The organism is Variovorax sp. 160MFSha2.1, assembly GCF_048305075.1.
GTDB classification, from domain to species: Bacteria; Pseudomonadota; Gammaproteobacteria; order Burkholderiales; family Burkholderiaceae_C; genus Variovorax; species Variovorax guangxiensis.
Genome location: NZ_CP157624.1, coordinates 4,529,850 through 4,546,145 on the forward strand (window position 1 = coordinate 4,529,850; position 16,296 = coordinate 4,546,145).

Here is a 16,296-nt window from a genome sequence, read left to right on the forward strand (position 1 = left end):
GCCGAACGCAGAAGAAATACAAAGCTACGCGAAAGTCGCAAAAGAACCCGAACACCATTTTTTTGGTATTCCTTTCGCGCCCTCTGCGAAACCTTCTCGCCCTCTGCGTCCGGCTGCCCTCTCCCGCTCCCGATCCCCGAAGCTCAGGCCAGCGTGTAAGCCGTCTTCACCGTCGTGAAGAACTCCTGCGCATAGCGCCCCTGCTCGCGCGGACCATAGCTGGAGCCCTTGCGGCCGCCGAAAGGCACGTGGTAATCGACACCCGCCGTCGGCAGGTTGACCATCACCATGCCGGCCTGGCTGTGGCGCTTGAAGTGCGTGGCGTACTTCAGCGAGGTGGTGGCAATGCCGGCCGAGAGGCCGAACTCGGTGTCGTTGGCCGTGGCCAGTGCCTCCTCGTAGTTCTTCACGCGGATCACGCTCGCCACCGGGCCGAAGATCTCTTCCTTGTTGATGCGCATCGTGGCGGCCGATTCGCTGAAGAGGGCCGGCGACATGTAGTAGCCGTCGGTCTCCAGCTTCAGCAGTTCGCCGCCAGCCGCCAACGTGGCGCCCTCGCTCTTGCCAATGGCGACGTATTCCATGTCCTGGTCGAGCTGCGACTTCGACGAGACCGGGCCCATGTCGGTGCCCTGCGCGAGCGCGTCGCCCACCTTGATCTTCGCCATGCGTTCCTTCATGGCCTCGATGAACTTCGGATAGATGCCTTCGGTGACGATCAGCCGGCTCGACGCGGTGCAGCGCTGGCCGGTCGAGTAGAAGGCGCTCTGCACGCTGAGCTCCACGGCCTGCGCGAGGTCGGCGTCGTCGAGCACCACCTGCGGGTTCTTGCCGCCCATCTCGAGTTGCACCTTCTTGTGGTTGGTGACGCACTGCACCGCGATGTTGCGGCCCACGCCCACCGAGCCGGTGAAGCTGATCGCATGGATGCCGGGGTGGTTGACCAGCGCATTGCCGATCACGCTGCCGCGTCCCATCACCAGGTTGAACACGCCGGCCGGAATGCCCGAGCGGCTGATGATCTCCGCGATCGCCCAGGCGCAGCCCGGCACGAGGTCGGCGGGCTTGAGCACCACGCAGTTGCCGAAGGCCAGCGCAGGAGCGATCTTCCAGGCCGGAATGGCGATGGGGAAGTTCCACGGCGTGATGAGGCCCACCACGCCCACCGGCTCGCGCGTGATCTCCACGCCGATGTTCGGCCGCACCGAAGGCAGCACCTCGCCCGACAGGCGCAGGCACTCGCCCGCGAAGAACTTGAAGATGTAGCCCGCGCGCGCGGCCTCGCCGATGCCCTCGGCCTTGGTCTTGCCCTCCTCGCGCGCCAGCAGCGTGCCCAGCTCTTCCTTGCGCGCGAGGATCTCGTTGCCGATCTTGTCGAGCGCGTCGGAGCGTGCCTGCACGCTGCCCGTGGCCCAGGCCGGGAAGGCCGCCGTGGCGGCGGCCACGGCGGCATCGACGTGCGATGCATCGCCCTGCGTGTACTGGCCGATCACGTCGGACAGGTTGCTCGGATTGACGTTGGGGCTGTAGCCGGCGCCTGCACGCCATTCGCCGCCGATGAGGTTGTCGAAGTTCTGCATCTTGGGTCCTTTTTCAATACGGTTCAAAGAATCGCCAGTCATTCCGGGAATACCGCGGAACCGGCTTTGCCGGGCCGCAGGTATTACCCCCTGCAAGGGGGTTGGCGGCCACACGAAGTGGGCAAGCCTGGGGGTGATTCTCTACCTGACCAGGCAGGGCTTCTTGTTGTCGAAAGTCCACCCCGGGATCAGGTACTGCATGGCCTGTGCATCGTTGCGCGCCCCCAGGCCGTGCTTCAGGTAAAGCTGGTGCGCCTTCTCGACTGCATCCATGTCGAGTTCCACGCCCAGGCCGCCGCGCGTGGGCACCTTCACGAAGCCGTCTTCGATCTTCAGCGGGTCCTTGGTCAGATGCTGGCCGTCCTGCCAGATCCAGTGCGTGTCGATGGCCGTCACCTTGCCCGGCGCGGCCGCCGCCACGTGCGTGAACATCGCGAGCGACACGTCGAAGTGGTTGTTGGAGTGCGAGCCCCAGGTCAGGCCCCAGGCCTGGCACAGCTGCGCGACGCGCACCGAGCCTTGCAGGGTCCAGAAATGCGGGTCGGCCAGCGGGATGTCGACCGACTGCAGCGAAAGGCTGTGCACCATCTCGCGCCAGTCGGTGGCGACCATGTTGGTGGCGGTGGGCAGGCCGGTGGCGCGGCGGAACTCGGCCATCACCTCTCGGCCCGAGAACACGCCCTCGGCGCCGCACGGGTCTTCGGCATAGGCCATCACGCCGTGCAGGTCGCGGCACAGGCGAATGGCGTCCTGCAGCAGCCAGCCGCCGTTGGGGTCGAGCGTGACGCGGGCCTTGGGAAAGCGCTCGTGCAGCGCGCGGATGGCTTCGACTTCTTCCTCGCCGCGCAGCACGCCGCCCTTGAGCTTGAAGTCGGTGAAGCCGTAGCGTGCATGCGTGGCCTCGGCCAGGCGCACGATGGCCTCGGGGGTCATGGCCTCCTCGTGGCGCAGGCGGAACCAGTCGTTGTCGGCGTTCGGGTCGCTCTCGTAGGGCAGGTCGGTCTTCCTGCGGTCGCCCACGTAGAAGAGGTAGCCGAGCATCTGCACCGCGTCGCGCTGCTGGCCTTCGCCCAGCAGGGCCGCCACGGGCACTTCGAGGAACTGGCCCAGCAGGTCGAGCAGCGCGGCTTCGACGGCCGTGACCGCGTGGATGGTCACGCGCAGGTCGAAGGTCTGCAGGCCGCGCCCGCCGCTGTCGCGCCCGGCGAAGGCGCTGCGCATGCCGTTGAGAATGGCGTTGTGCCGGCCGATGGGCTGGCCGACGATGAGGTCGCGCGCGTCTTCCAGCGTCTGCCGGATCTTCTCGCCGCCGGGCACTTCGCCCACGCCGGTGTGGCCGGCGCTGTCGGTCAGGATCAGCAGATTGCGCGTGAAGAACGGGCCGTGGGCGCCGCTCAGGTTCATCAGCATGCTGTCGTGGCCCGCGACGGGGACCACGCGCATGCCGGTGACGACGGGGGCGCCTGACGGCGACGAAGTGGAATCTGAAAGCGTCATCGTTGAATCAATCCAAAACCGAGCCGGTCTTTTCGGGGAACACCGAGGAACCGGCTTTGCCGGGCCTCAGGTGTTGCCCCCGGCGAGGGGGTAGGCGAAGCGACACGAAGTGCGCGAAGCCTGGGGGAGTGCCATTAATCCGCGGTGATGTGGCGGGCTTCGATCAATGTCTTCCATCGCGTCCATTCGCGCAACTGGAAGGCGGTGAATTCCTCGGGCGTGCTGGCGACGATCTCCAGGCCCTGGTCGAGCATGCGCTTCTTCGTCTCCGGGTCCTGCATCGCCGCGATGACCGCGTCGCTCAGCTTCTTCTTCACGGCCGGCGGCAGGCCCTTGGGCGCGGCCATGCCCTGCCATGAATAGACCTCGGCGCCCTTCACGCCGGCCTCGGCCAGCGTGGGCACGTCGGGCAGCACCGGCGAGCGCTTGTCGCCCGTGACGGCGATGGCGCGCAGCTTGCCGCCACGGATGTGCGGCAGCACGGCATTGACGTTCTGGAACGAGAAGTCGACCTGGTTGCCCAGCAGGTCGTTGACCGCGGGCGCGCCGCCCTTGTAGGGAACGTGCACGCCTTCGGTCTTCGTCTGCTGCCAGAAGAGCTCGGCCGAAAGATGGTCGGACGAGCCGTTGCCCGAACTCGCGAACGAGACCTTGCCCGGCGTCTTGCGCAGCAGCGCCAGCACGTCGGCCACGGTGTGTTCGGGTCGCGCGGCGTTCGCGACGAGCACGTTGGGGGCCTGAACTGGCACGCTGATGTAGTCGAAGTCCTTGGTCGCGTCGTAGGGCACGCTCTTCTGCAGGTGCGGGGTGACGACGAAGGCGCCGAGAGAGGAGACCAGCAGCGTGTAGCCGTCGGGCGCGGCGCGCTTGACCTGGCCGGTGCCGATGGTGCCGGTGGCGCCGGGCCGGTTGTCGACGACGAAGCTGCCGCCGAGCTTGGTCTGCAGTTGCAGCGCGATGGTGCGCGCGACCATGTCGGTGGAACCGCCCGCCGGGAATGGCACGATGATGGTCACGGGCTTCTGCTGGGGCCATGCATCGGCTTGCGCCGAGGCAGGCAGCGGCAACAACGCGACCGAGGCGGCCGCGAGGGCGGCCCCGAGAAGGACTCTCTTCTTCATTCGGACTAGATCCTCACGGCCTGACGGGCCAGCAGCTTCCAGCTGCCGCCCTGCTTCTGCCAGACGCCGAGGATCTTCAGCGCCACCTTGCCGGGCTTGCCCGAATCGTTGGTGTCGGCCGTGAGCGTGTGGCGCACGATGGCGGTATTGCCGTCGACCACCTTCACGGTCTGGTCGGTGATGGCGATGGTCACGAAGTCGGACTTGCCGTCGAGCAGGTCGGCGATGAAGCTGGTCTTGGTGTCGACCTTGCCGCCCGAGTGGCCGTAGCTGAGGTCGTCGGCCACCAGCGCGCCGAGCGCGGGGCCGGTGGGGTCGATCATCGCGATGCGCAGGCGCTCGGCGGCGGCGGCCACCTCGGGCGCGGCCGACGCGGCATTGCCCGAGGGCATCACCGAGCAGGCCGAGAACAGGGCCGCCGAGGCGGCGACCAGGAAGAGCTTCTTGAGGAACATGGCGTCTTGTCTCCGTTGTTGTGATGAGGGTCGGTTCGTCCGCCGGGTGCCGGCTTACTGCGGGCCGAGCGATTCGATCAGCGCCTTGAGCTGCTCCATCTCGGCGGGCTTCAGGTCGGTGAGCGGTGCGCGCACGGGGCCGGCGTCGTGGCCGACGATCTTCGCGCCGGCCTTCACGATACTCACCGCGTAGCCCGGCACGCGGTTGCGCAGCTCGAGGTACGGCATGAAGAAGTTCTTCAGCAGGCGGTGTTGGGTCGGCAGGTCGTCGGCGGCGACGGCCTTGTAGAAGTCCATGGCGGTCTTCGGAATGAAGTTGAAGACGGCCGACGAATACACCGGCGTGCCCATCGCCTTGTAGGCGGCGGCATAGACCTCCGCGGTGGGCAGGCCGCCCAGGTAGGCGAAGCGGTCGCCCATCTTCTGGTAGATGGCGACCATGGCCTCGATGTCGCCCACGCCGTCCTTGAAGCCGACGAGGTTGGGATTGCGCTCGGCCAGCGCGGCCAGCGTGTCGGGCTTCAGGCGGCTGGTGGCGCGGTTGTAGACGATCACGCCGAACTTCACGCTCCTGCACACGGCCTCGACGTGCGCGGCCAGGCCTTCCTGGCCGGCTTCGGTGAGGTAGTGCGGCAGCAGCAGGATGCCGTGCGCGCCGGCCTTCTCGGCGGCCTGGGCGCACTGGATGGCGAAGCGCGTGGGGCCGCCGGCGCCCGCGATGATCGGCACCACGCCGCGACAGGTATCGACCGCGGTCTGGATGATGCCGGGGTACTCGTCGCCGGTCAGCGAGAAGAACTCGCCCGTGCCGCCGGCCGCGAACAGCGCGCTCGCGCCGTAGGGAGCCAGCCATTCGAGGCGCTGCTGGTAGCCCTTCTTGTTGAAGTCGCCGTTGCTGTCGAAGTCGGTCAACGGGAACGAGAGCAGGCCGGAGCCCATGATGGTCTTGAGTTCTTGCGGGTTCATCGGGAAGAGTCCAGTGAAGATTTGGGAAAGGAAAAAGATGGATGAGGCCGGTCAGTCGAGCCTGACGTTCGCCTCTTTGATGACCTGGGCCCAGCGCGCGCGCTCCTTGGCGAAGAACTGGTCCTGCTCGGGCGCGGTCATGGTCACGACCTCGGCGCCCTGGCCCGCGAGGCGGGCGCGGATGTCGGCGGTGCGGATGATGCGCACCAGCTCGCGGTTGAGCCGGCTGACGATCGCGTCGGGCACGCCGCGCGCGGCGACCATGCCCTGCCAGGTGCCCGACTCGTAGCCGGGAGCGCCCTGCTCCGCGATGGTCGGCACGCTGCCGATCAGCGGCATGCGCGTGGCCTTGGACACGGCGATCAGCTTGAGCTTGCCGGCCTGCACCTGCGGGTAGGTGGCGAGCATGCCGTTCATGAGCACCTGCGTCTGGCCCGAGACGGTGTCGAGCACGGCCTGCACGCCGCCCTTGTAGGGCACGTACTCCCACTTGGCGCCGATGCGGCGCTGCAGCTCGATGCCCGCGAGGTGCGCGGTGCTGCCGCTGGCGGTAACGGCGAAGTTGAGATCGCTTTTCTTCGAGAGCTCGACCAGCTCCTTCAGCGTGTTCGCCTGCACCGAAGGGTGCACCACCAGCAGGTGCGGCGAATAGGCCAGCATGGAAACGCTGCGCAGGTCCTTCGACGGATCGAAAGGCAGCTTGGGATAGAGCGACGGGCTGATGGCCAGCGCGCCGAGGTCGCACAGCATCAGCGTGTAGCCGTCGGCCGGCGCCTTGGCCAGCAGGTCGGCGCCGAGGTTGCCGTTGGCGCCTGCCTTGTTGTCGATGATCACCGACTGGCCCAGCGCCTCGGACAACGGCTGGCTGATGGCCCGCGCGATGATGTCGGACGAACCGCCTGGCGGGTACGGAACGATGATCCGGATCGGCTTCGAGGGCCAGTTGCCGGTGCCGCCCTGCGCACCGGCCGCGGCCTGCGCGAAGGAGCGCGCCGGCAGGCTGGCGGCCAGGGTGGTTGCCAGTGCGGCGCCGAGTGCGCCGCGTCGGGAGATGGTCATGCTGCCTCCAGTTGTTCGATGGTCGTCATGGCCTTGCGCGCGACGGGCCGCACAAGTTATCAGTCATCGTACAACTAGAGAGATGACTTGTCCAGCATGGCGGACAAGAAAAATATCAGTGAGAGGAAGCGCCGTCGGTCGACGGCACGGCCGCATCGGCGGCACCTGCCGCGGATGCATCGGCTTTCGCCTTCTGCTGCGCCGCCTCCTGCGCCATGCGCAGCCGCTCGCGGCTGTTGGTCAGGTGGATGCGCATCGCGGCGCGCGCCGACTCGGGGTCGCGCCGCGCGATGGCCGCGTAGATCTCTTCGTGCTCGCGATTGACGCGGCTCAGGTAAGGCGCCCCGCCCTCGTGCGTGCGGATGGCGCTGATGCGCGTGCGCGGAATGAGCGTGGTGCCCAGGTGCCGCATGATGTCCGCGAAGTACGGGTTGCCGGTCGACTCGGCGATCTGCAGGTGGAAGCGGAAGTCGGGCCCCACCGTGTCGCCCGCCGCCACCACGTTGCGCTCGAAGTCGTCGAGCGCCTGGCGCATGGCCACCAGCTGCTCGTCGGTGCGGCGGCTGGCGGCGAGGCCGGCCGATTCTGTCTCCAGGCTGATGCGCAGCTCCAGCACGGCCAGCACGTCCACCGACGCGGCGATCTCGCCCGGATCGAGGCGGAACACCCCGCCGGTGCGCGGCTGCAGCACGAAGGTGCCGACGCCGTGCAGCGTCTCGACCAACCCCGCGGCCTGCAGCTTCGACAGCGCCTCGCGCACCACGGTGCGGCTCACGCCGTAGGCCTGCATGATGGCCGACTCGGTCGGCAGCTTGTCGCCCGGCCGCAGCGACTGGCTGCGGATCTTCTCGCCCAGGTCTTCCACCAGCCCGTGCGCGAGGCCGCGCGCGCGCTGGCGCGGACGCCCCACGAAGGAAGAAGCCGAAGAGCCCGCCTCCGCCGGAGCGTCCGACACCAAGGGATTACCCGCAGTCGTCTGAACCATGGCCACGATGATAATCTCCAAACTAGTTGTACGACAACAGATAACTTATCACCCAACTCCCAAGCGTCGCGGGCTTGTCCGCCAGCGGCCTTCGGTTTCCACGGCACCGAAATGCAGCGCCTTTTCGACCTAGCGACCTCGACCTTGCTTCACCGGCATCGTACCGGTCGCTCCGGCGAAACCGCCGCGACGGCGGCCCCTCGGAAACCATGACTCCTGCATGCAAGGACGGCCAACCATGACAGACAACAACAAGATGAACCGCCTCCTGCTGACCGGCGCGGCCGGCGGCCTCGGCAAGGTGCTGCGCGAGCGGCTCAAGCCCTATGCGAACGTGCTGCGCCTGTCCGACATCGCCTCGCTGGCGCCGGCCACCGGCGCGAACGAGGAAACCGTGCCCTGCGATCTCTCGGACAAGGCTGCGGTGCATGCACTGGTGGAAGGCTGCGACGCCATCGTCCACCTGGGCGGCGTGTCGGTGGAGCGGCCCTTCGAGGAAATCCTCGAAGCCAACATCAAGGGCGTGTTCCACATCTACGAGGCAGCGCGCCGCCATGGCGTGAAGCGCGTGGTGTTCGCGAGCTCGAACCACGTGATCGGCTTCTACAAGCAGAGCGAGCACATCGACGCCCATGCCGCGCGCCGGCCCGACGGCTATTACGGCCTGTCGAAGTCCTTCGGCGAGGACGTGGCGCAGTTCTACTTCGACCGCTGGGGCATCGAGACGGTGAGCATCCGCATCGGCTCCTCCTTCCCCGAGCCGGCCAACCGCCGGATGATGAGCACCTGGCTGAGCTACCGCGACCTGACCGCGCTGATCGAGAAGTCGCTCTTCACCCCCGGCGTGAAGCACACGGTGGTCTACGGCATGTCGAACAATCGCGACGTGTGGTGGGACAACAGCGCCGCCGCGCACCTGGGCTTCGTGCCGCAGGACAGCTCCGAAGTGTTCCGCGACAAGGTCGAGCAGCAGCCTCCGGTGGCACCGACCGACCCCAACGCCATCTACCAGGGCGGCGCCTTCACTGCACAGGGGCCATTCGGCGATTGAGGCGATGCAAGCTGAACTCGTCCTCGACGCTCGCAACGGCACCGGCGAGAGCCCGGTGTGGCATGCCGCGCAGCAGGCGCTGTACTGGGTCGATATTCCCGCGCGCACGCTGAACCGCTGGCATGCGGGCGAAGGCCACGCGCAGTGGAAGGCCGATGAAATGATCGCCTGCATCGCGCCGCGCGCCGACGCGCCCGGCGAGTGGATCGCCGGCATGGAAAGCGGCCTCTTCTCGCTGAAGCCGCAGGCCGACGGCACGCTGGCCTGCGCGCCGCTCGCCTCCGTCGACCACGCCGCGCCCGCCATGCGCTTCAACGACGGCCGCTGCGACCGCCAGGGCCGCTTCTGGGCCGGCACCATGCTGCTGGACATGGCGGCTGGCGCACGCGTCGGCCGCCTCTACAGCTACGCCAGCGGCAGCACGAAGGCCGACCAGCGCCTCGACGACTTCATCGTGCCCAACGGCCTGGCCTTCAGCCCCGACGGCCGCACGATGTACCTCTCGGATTCGCACCCCACGGTGCAGGCCGTCTGGGCCTTCGACTACGACACCGCCACCGGCACGCCAGGCAACCGCCGCCTCTTCGTCGACATGAAGCCCCTGCCCGGCCGCCCCGACGGCGCCGCCATGGACACCGACGGCTGCTACTGGATCTGCGGCAACGACGCCGGCCTGGTGCACCGCTTCACTCCCGACGGCCGGCTCGACCGCTCGCTCGAAGTGCCGGTGAAGAAACCCGCCATGTGCGCCTTCGGCGGCGCGGGCCTCGACACCCTGTTCGTCACCTCGATCCGCCCCGGCGGCATCGACCTGTCGGACCAGCCGCTGGCCGGCGGCGTGTTCGCGCTGCGGCCCGGCGCGCAGGGCGTGCCCGAGCCGGCCTTCGGCAGCTGATTCCTTTTTTTCAACAACCACCAAACCAAACCAGAGGACGAGACAAATGAAATTCGCCAAGAAGACCCTGATCGCAATTTCCGCGTGCGCCGCAGCCGCGCTGACCACCATGGCTGCACACGCCACCGAGTTCCGTTCGGCCGACATCCACCCCGACGACTACCCCACCGTGACCGCGGTGAAGTTCATGAGCGAGCGCCTGAAGGCGCTGTCGGGCGGCAAGCACAGCATCAAGGTGTTCAACAACAGTGCACTCGGCAGCGAGAAGGACACGATCGAGCAGGCCAAGATCGGCGCGCTGCAGATGGTGCGCGTGAACATCGCGCCCATGAACAACATCTGCCCCGAGACGCAGGTGCCGACCATGCCCTTCCTGTTCCGCTCGGTCGACCACCTGCACAAGGTGCTGGACGGCCCGATCGGCGAAGAGATCCTGAAGTCGTGCGAGAAGCAGGGCTTTGTGGGCCTGGCCTACTACGACAGCGGCGCGCGCTCGATGTTCACCGCCAAGAAGCCGGTGCGCAGCTTCGCCGACATGAAAGGCCTGAAGGTGCGCGTGCAGCAGTCCGACCTGTGGGTGTCGATGCTGGAAGCCATGGGCGCCAACGCCACGCCCATGCCCATGGGCGAGGTCTACACGGGTCTGAAGACCGGCCTGATCGACGCCGCCGAGAACAACTACCCCACCTATGAAAGCGCGCGCGCCTTCGAAGTGGCCAAGTACTACAGCAAGACCGAGCACTCGATGGCGCCCGAGATGCTGCTGTTCTCCAAGCGCGTGTGGGACAAGCTCTCCGCCGAGGAGCAGGGCTGGATCCGCCAGGCCGCCAAGGAGTCGGTGCCCTACATGCGCAAGCAGTGGGAAGAGCGCGAAGTGAAGTCGCTGGCCACGGTGAAGGCCGGCGGCGCCGAGATCATCGAGGTCGACAAGGCCCCGTTCCAGGCGGCGATGAAGCCGGTGTACGACAAGTTCATCACCGACGCGAAGCTCAAGGACCTCGTGAAGCGCGTCCAGGAAACGAAATAGGGCTCGCCCCCAGGCTTGCTCACTTCGTGTAGCCGCCACCCCCTACCGGGGGCAACACCTGAGGCCCGGCAAAGCCGGTTCCTCGGTGTTTCACGAATGGGCAGCCCTCCCCACCATCTCTCGCGCTGGAAAATATGTACACCAAACTTTGCCGCACCCTCGCGCGTGCCTGCATGTGGTTGGGCATCCTCGGTCTCGTGGCGGTCATCTGCGCCGTGAGCTGGCAGGTGTTCGGCCGCTACGTGCTCAACAACACCCCCACCTGGGCCGAAAGCCTCGCGCTGCTGCTGGTGCTCTACGTCACCATGCTCGGCGTGGCCGTGGGCGTGCGCGACGCGGGCCACATCGGGCTCGAATCCTTCCTCGTCCTCGCACCCGACTGGCTGCGGCTGAAGATGGAATACCTCATCCACGCGCTGATCCTGCTGTTCGGCCTGGCCATGGCCTGGAACTGCGCCGAGCTGGCCGGTTCGGTTTGGGAATACCGGCTGCCCACGCTGTGGATCTCCGAGGGCTGGAAGTACGTGCCGGCCTCGGTCGCGGGCGTGCTGATCGTCCTCTTCTCCATCGAACACATCATCGCCCTGGCTCAAGGCCGCGAAGTGGAACCCGCCTGGGGATAACGAATGCACACCCCCAGGCTTCGCGCACTTCGTGTCGCTTCTCCAACCCCCTTGCAGGGGGCAATGCCTGCGGCCCGGCAAGGCCGGTTCCGCGGCATTCCCCGAACAGTCCATAGCGCCCCCACCACCGGCGAGGCGGCCAGATCATGACCATTCCTCTGTTGATTCTCTGCCTCTCGTTCACGCTCTTCCTCCTGCTGGGCGTGCCGGTGGCTTTCTCCATCGGCCTGTCGGCCCTGGCCACGCTGCTGTATGAAGGCCTGCCGCTGGCGGTCGGCTTCCAGCAGATGACCTCGGGCATGGGCATCTTCTCGTTCCTCGCCATCCCGTTCTTCATCTTCGCCGGCGAGCTGATGCTCTACGGCGGCATCGCGGACCGCATCGTCAACCTGGCGCGCGACCTCGTGGGCCACGTGCGCGGTGGCCTCGGCATGTCGAACGTGGTGGCCTGCACGCTGTTCGGCGGCGTCTCGGGCTCGCCCGTGGCGGACGTCTCGGCCATGGGCGCCGTGATGATCCCGATGATGAAGAAGGAGGGCTATCACGCCGACTACGCGGTCAACGTGACGACCCACGCCGCACTGGTCGGCGCGCTGATGCCGACCAGCCACAACCTCATCATCTATTCGCTGGCCGCGGGCGGAAAGGTGTCGATCGCGGCGCTGATCCTCGCGGCGCTGCTGCCGGCGGCGGTGCTCACCGTCAGCAACCTGGCGGCCGCCTACCTGGTGGCGGTCAAGCGCGGCTACCCCGCCGGCACCTTCCCGGGCTGGGCCATCGTGGCGCGCTCGTTCGCGGCGGCGCTGCCGGGCCTGTTCGTGGTGCTGCTGATCCTGGGCGGCATCCTGTCGGGCATCTTCACGGCCACCGAGTCGGCGGCGGTGGCGGTGCTCTACGCGCTGGCCCTCACGATCTTCGTGTACCGCACGCTGAAGTGGGAGCACTTCGTCAAGGCGGCCTCGAAGGCTGTGCGCACCACCGGCGTGATCCTGCTGCTGATCGGCATCTCCAGCACCTTCGGCTACCTCATCAGCCTGTACGGCGTGGCCGAGCTCACGGGCCAGATGCTGTCGCAGGTCACGAGCACGCCGTGGGTGATCTTCCTGCTGATCAACATCATCCTGTTCGTGCTGGGCACCTTCCTGGACATGGCGGCCACCATCCTGCTGTGCACGCCGATCTTCCTGCCCATCGCACAGCAGTACGGCATGACCTCGGTGCAGTTCGGCATCGTGATGCTCATCAACTGCGCGCTGGGCCTGAACACTCCCCCCGTGGGCACGACCCAGTTCGTCGGCTGCGCGATCGGCGGGGTGTCGGTGGGAACGGTGATGCGCACCATCTGGCCGTTCTACGGGGCGCTGATCTTTGCGCTGGGTGTGGTCACCTTCGTGCCCGCGTTCTCCACATGGCTTCCCAGCATGTTCATGGTGGTGAAATGACGCACACCCCCAGTCTTCGCGCACTTCGTGTCGCGCGCGCCTTCCCCCTTGCAGGGGGCAACACCTGCGGCCGGCAAGTCCGGTTCCGCGGTGTTCCACGAAAAGACCGCGTTTTTTCTGTCGTCTTCGAAGCCTGATATGTCCGAGACCGCAAGACCTCCGCTCTACATCCGCATCCACGCGGCCGACAACGTGGCCATCGTCGCCAACGACGGCGGGCTGAAGGCCGGCGCGGAGTTCGCCGACGGCCTGCGGCTGGTGGACAACGTACCCCAGGGCCACAAGGTTGCGCTGGTCGACCTCGCCGAAGGCGCTGCCATCCGCCGCTACGACGTGGTGATCGGCTACGCACAGAAGGCGCTGCCGCGCGGCAGCTGGGTGCACGAGCGCGTGATGCGGATGCCGACCGCGCCCGAGCTCGACGGCCTTCCCATCGCGACGGTCAAGCCCCCTGCCCTGCCGCCGCTGGAGGGCTACACCTTCGAGGGCTACCGCAACGCCGACGGCTCGGTGGGCACGCGCAACATACTGGCCATCACGCAGACGGTGCAGTGCGTGGCCGGCGTCACCGAGTTCGCGGTGCAGCGCATCAAGGCCGAGCTGCTGCCGAAGTACCCCAACGTCGACGACGTGGTGGCGCTGGAGCACACCTACGGCTGCGGCGTGGCCATCGACGCACCCGACGCCGTCGTGCCCATCCGCACGCTGCGCAACATCAGCCTCAACCCCAACTTCGGCGGCGAGGTGATGGTGGTGAGCCTGGGCTGCGAGAAGCTGCAGCCCGAGCGGCTGCTGCCGCCGGGCAGCATTCCCATCGCCGACCAGCGTGCCGGCACCACGCCCGATACCGCGCTCGACGTGGTCTGCCTGCAGGACGACGCGCACGTCGGCTTCATGTCGATGATCGATTCGGTCATGCGCCAGGCCGAGGAGCACCTCGCCCGGCTCAACGCACGCAGGCGCGAGACCGTGCCCGCCAGCGAACTGGTGGTGGGCGTGCAGTGCGGCGGCAGCGATGCCTTCTCGGGCGTCACCGCCAACCCGGCGGTGGGCTTCTGCACCGACCTGCTGGTGCGCGCGGGCGCCACTGTGATGTTCTCCGAGACCACCGAGGTGCGCGACGGCATCGACCAGCTCACCTCGCGCGCGTCCACGCCCGAGGTGGCCGAAGCCATGATCCGCGAGATGGCCTGGTACGACGCCTACCTGAAGAAGGGCATGGTCGACCGCAGCGCCAACACCACGCCGGGCAACAAGAAGGGCGGGCTCTCCAACATCGTCGAGAAGGCGATGGGCTCCATCGTCAAGTCGGGCTCGGCGCCCATCACCGGCGTGCTCGCGCCCGGCGAGAAGGCGGCGCACAAGGGCCTGATCTACACGGCCACACCCGCCAGCGACTTCATCTGCGGCACGCTGCAGCTGGCCGCCGGCATCAACCTGCACGTGTTCACCACCGGCCGCGGCACGCCCTACGGACTGGCCGAGGTGCCGGTGATCAAGGTCGCCACGCGCAGCGACCTCGCGCGCCGCTGGCACGACCTGATGGACGTGAACGCGGGCCGCATCGCCGACGGCGAGGCCACCATCGAGGACATCGGCTGGGAAATGTTCCGCCTGATGCTCGACGTGGCCAGCGGACGGAAGAAGACCTGGGCCGAGCACTGGAAGCTGCACAACGCGCTGGTGCTTTTCAACCCCGCGCCCGTGACCTGAGCAAGGCGCTGCGCGACGCGCGGGTTCACGTCTTTCTGATTTCCTTTCTAAGACCTGTCTCTTCATCAACGGAGCCCCTCATGGAAGACCTCAAGGACAAGACAGCCCTCGTCACCGGCGCCAGCACCGGCATCGGCGCGGCGGTGGCCATCGCCTTCGCCGCGCGCGGCATGCGCGTGGCGGTGCACTACAACAGCTCCGCCGACGCGGCGAACAAGGTGGTCGACACCATCCGCGCGGCCGGCGGCACCGCCTTCGCGCTGCAGGCCGACGTGCGCGACACGGGCGCGATCCGCGAGTGCGTGAAGCAGGCCTCGTCGCAGTTCGGCGGCCGCATCGACGTGCTGGTGAACAACGCGGGCAGCCTGGTCAAGCGCGTGCCCATCGCCGAGTTCGACGATGCACTCTTCGACGAAGTGCTGCACATCAATGCGCGCTCGGTGCTCGCTTTCTGCCGCGAGGTGGTTCCGCTGATGCGCAAGAGCGGCGGCGGCAACATCATCAACGTGACCTCTGTCGCGGCACGCACCGGCGGCGGGCCTTCGGCCTATCTGTACGCAGGCTCGAAGGGCTTCGTGAGCACGGCGACGCACGGGCTGGCGAAGGAGCTGGTGGGCGACCGCATCCGCGTGAACGCGGTGGCGCCGGGCGTCATCCAGACGCCCTTCCAGGACCGCTTCTCCACCCCCGCGATGCTGGAGAACTTCCGCGCCGGCATTCCGATGGGCCGCATCGGCACGCCGGATGAATGCGTGGGCGCATTCCTCTACCTCGCATCGGAACAACTCTCGGGCTACGTCACCGGGCAGGTGATCGAGGTGAACGGCGGGCAGTACATGCCCTGACGCGCACCCACCCTTTCAACACTTCAACGCTCAACCACAACAACGGAGACAAGGATCATGAAACGCAAGCAGTTCATTCGCGGCATCGCCGCCCTCTCGGCCACTGCCGCCCTCTCGCTCGGGCTGGCGGCACCGGCCGCCGCACAGGCCGATTTTCCGAACCGCACCATCGAACTGCTCGTGCCCTACCAGCCCGGCGGCGGCACCGACGGCCTGGCGCGTGCATTCTCGGAAGCGAGCCGCAAGCACATCTCGCAGAGCATCGTGATCGTCAACCGTCCCGGCGCGGGGGGCGCCATCGGCTGGACCGAGGTGATCAATTCCAAGCCCGACGGCTACAAGCTCGCCGTGCTCACGGTCGAGCTGCTGACGCTGCCGCACCTGGGGCTGGCCAAGTTCAACTACGACGACTTCCAGCCGATCGCTCAGCTCAACGCCGATCCGGCCGCGATCACGGTGAAGGCCGACGCGCCGTGGAACACCATCGAGGAGTTCCTGGCCGCCGCGAAGAAATCGCCGGAGAGCGTGCGCGTGGGCAACTCGGGCAACGGCTCGATCTGGCACCTTGCCGCCGCCGCGCTGGAAGACAAGACCGGCGCCAAGTTCGGCCACATCCCGTTCCAGGGCGCTGCACCCGCGGTGCTGGCGCTGCTGGGCGGCCACATCGAGGCCGTGGCGGTGAGCCCGGCCGAGGTGACGACGCACGTGCAGGGCGGCAAGCTCAAGGTGCTGATGGTGATGGCCGACAAGCGCGTGAAGGGCTTCGAGAAGGTACCCACAGCCAAGGAGCGCGGCATCGACCTGTCGATCGGCACCTGGCGCGGCCTGGGCGCGCCGAAGAACACGCCGCCCGAAGTGATGGCGAAGCTGCGCGAGATCACCGCGAAGACCGCCGCCGAACCGCTGATGCACGAGGTGATGGACAAGCAGAACCTGGGCTATGTCTACACCGACGGCGCGGTGTTCAAGGAAACGCTGGCGAAGGACAACGTGTACTTCAAGCAGCTCATCACCAAACTCAACATCAAGCCCTGAGC

15 protein-coding genes are annotated in these 16,296 nt (G+C 67.3%); 8 read left to right on the top strand and 7 right to left on the bottom strand.

The window, feature by feature from the left end; all coding sequences use genetic code 11:
- Positions 1-143: 143 nt before the first annotated feature.
- The 7 genes from ABL838_RS20640 to ABL838_RS20670 form a co-directional block, all read right to left on the bottom strand.
- Positions 144-1,580 carry an aldehyde dehydrogenase family protein gene (locus ABL838_RS20640; protein WP_418121658.1) on the bottom strand — a complete coding sequence of 479 codons (1,437 nt, stop codon included), beginning with the start codon at positions 1,578-1,580 and terminating at the stop codon, positions 144-146.
- A gap of 141 nt (positions 1,581-1,721) precedes the next feature.
- Positions 1,722-3,077 carry a glucarate dehydratase gene (gene gudD, locus ABL838_RS20645; protein ID WP_418121660.1) on the bottom strand — a complete coding sequence of 452 codons (1,356 nt, stop codon included), beginning with the start codon at positions 3,075-3,077 and terminating at the stop codon, positions 1,722-1,724.
- A 134-nt stretch (positions 3,078-3,211) separates the two neighbouring features.
- The gene (locus ABL838_RS20650) at positions 3,212-4,198 is read right to left on the bottom strand and encodes a Bug family tripartite tricarboxylate transporter substrate binding protein (RefSeq protein WP_126024893.1); all 987 of its coding nucleotides are present in this window, start codon (positions 4,196-4,198) and stop codon (positions 3,212-3,214) included.
- A gap of 5 nt (positions 4,199-4,203) precedes the next feature.
- Complete coding sequence (locus tag ABL838_RS20655) at positions 4,204-4,653, bottom strand: nuclear transport factor 2 family protein (protein WP_126024892.1); 450 nt, start codon at positions 4,651-4,653, stop codon at positions 4,204-4,206.
- Positions 4,654-4,707: 54 nt separating this feature from the next.
- Entirely contained in the window at positions 4,708-5,619 is a 912-nt protein-coding gene (kdgD, locus tag ABL838_RS20660; RefSeq protein WP_418121661.1) for a 5-dehydro-4-deoxyglucarate dehydratase, read from the bottom strand.
- Between the two features lie 51 nt (positions 5,620-5,670).
- Positions 5,671-6,678: a Bug family tripartite tricarboxylate transporter substrate binding protein gene (locus ABL838_RS20665; RefSeq protein WP_418121662.1), complete on the bottom strand. Its 1,008-nt coding sequence runs from the start codon at positions 6,676-6,678 to the stop codon at positions 5,671-5,673.
- A gap of 115 nt (positions 6,679-6,793) precedes the next feature.
- On the bottom strand, positions 6,794-7,663 hold the full coding sequence (locus ABL838_RS20670) for a FadR/GntR family transcriptional regulator (protein WP_126024889.1): 870 nt from the start codon (positions 7,661-7,663) through the stop codon (positions 6,794-6,796).
- A 238-nt stretch (positions 7,664-7,901) separates the two neighbouring features.
- Between ABL838_RS20670 and ABL838_RS20675 the strand changes: the two genes are divergently transcribed.
- From ABL838_RS20675 to ABL838_RS20710, 8 genes are all read left to right on the top strand, one after another.
- Positions 7,902-8,714 carry an NAD-dependent epimerase/dehydratase family protein gene (locus tag ABL838_RS20675; protein WP_418117134.1) on the top strand — a complete coding sequence of 271 codons (813 nt, stop codon included), beginning with the start codon at positions 7,902-7,904 and terminating at the stop codon, positions 8,712-8,714.
- A gap of 4 nt (positions 8,715-8,718) precedes the next feature.
- A complete protein-coding gene (locus tag ABL838_RS20680; RefSeq protein ID WP_418121663.1) occupies positions 8,719-9,609 on the top strand; it encodes an SMP-30/gluconolactonase/LRE family protein in 891 nt (296 codons plus the stop codon).
- A 46-nt stretch (positions 9,610-9,655) separates the two neighbouring features.
- Entirely contained in the window at positions 9,656-10,636 is a 981-nt protein-coding gene (locus ABL838_RS20685; RefSeq protein ID WP_126024886.1) for a TRAP transporter substrate-binding protein, read from the top strand.
- Positions 10,637-10,770: 134 nt separating this feature from the next.
- The gene (locus ABL838_RS20690; protein ID WP_126024885.1) at positions 10,771-11,259 is read left to right on the top strand and encodes a TRAP transporter small permease; all 489 of its coding nucleotides are present in this window, start codon (positions 10,771-10,773) and stop codon (positions 11,257-11,259) included.
- A 146-nt stretch (positions 11,260-11,405) separates the two neighbouring features.
- Positions 11,406-12,701 carry a TRAP transporter large permease gene (locus tag ABL838_RS20695; RefSeq protein ID WP_126024884.1) on the top strand — a complete coding sequence of 432 codons (1,296 nt, stop codon included), beginning with the start codon at positions 11,406-11,408 and terminating at the stop codon, positions 12,699-12,701.
- 138 nt (positions 12,702-12,839) lie between these two features.
- Positions 12,840-14,414, top strand: a complete 1,575-nt coding sequence (gene garD / locus ABL838_RS20700; RefSeq protein ID WP_418121664.1) for a galactarate dehydratase — start codon at positions 12,840-12,842, stop codon at positions 14,412-14,414.
- A gap of 80 nt (positions 14,415-14,494) precedes the next feature.
- The gene (locus tag ABL838_RS20705; RefSeq protein WP_418121665.1) at positions 14,495-15,259 is read left to right on the top strand and encodes an SDR family NAD(P)-dependent oxidoreductase; all 765 of its coding nucleotides are present in this window, start codon (positions 14,495-14,497) and stop codon (positions 15,257-15,259) included.
- A 57-nt stretch (positions 15,260-15,316) separates the two neighbouring features.
- Complete coding sequence (locus ABL838_RS20710; RefSeq protein ID WP_369661539.1) at positions 15,317-16,294, top strand: tripartite tricarboxylate transporter substrate binding protein; 978 nt, start codon at positions 15,317-15,319, stop codon at positions 16,292-16,294.
- Positions 16,295-16,296 lie beyond the last annotated feature (2 nt).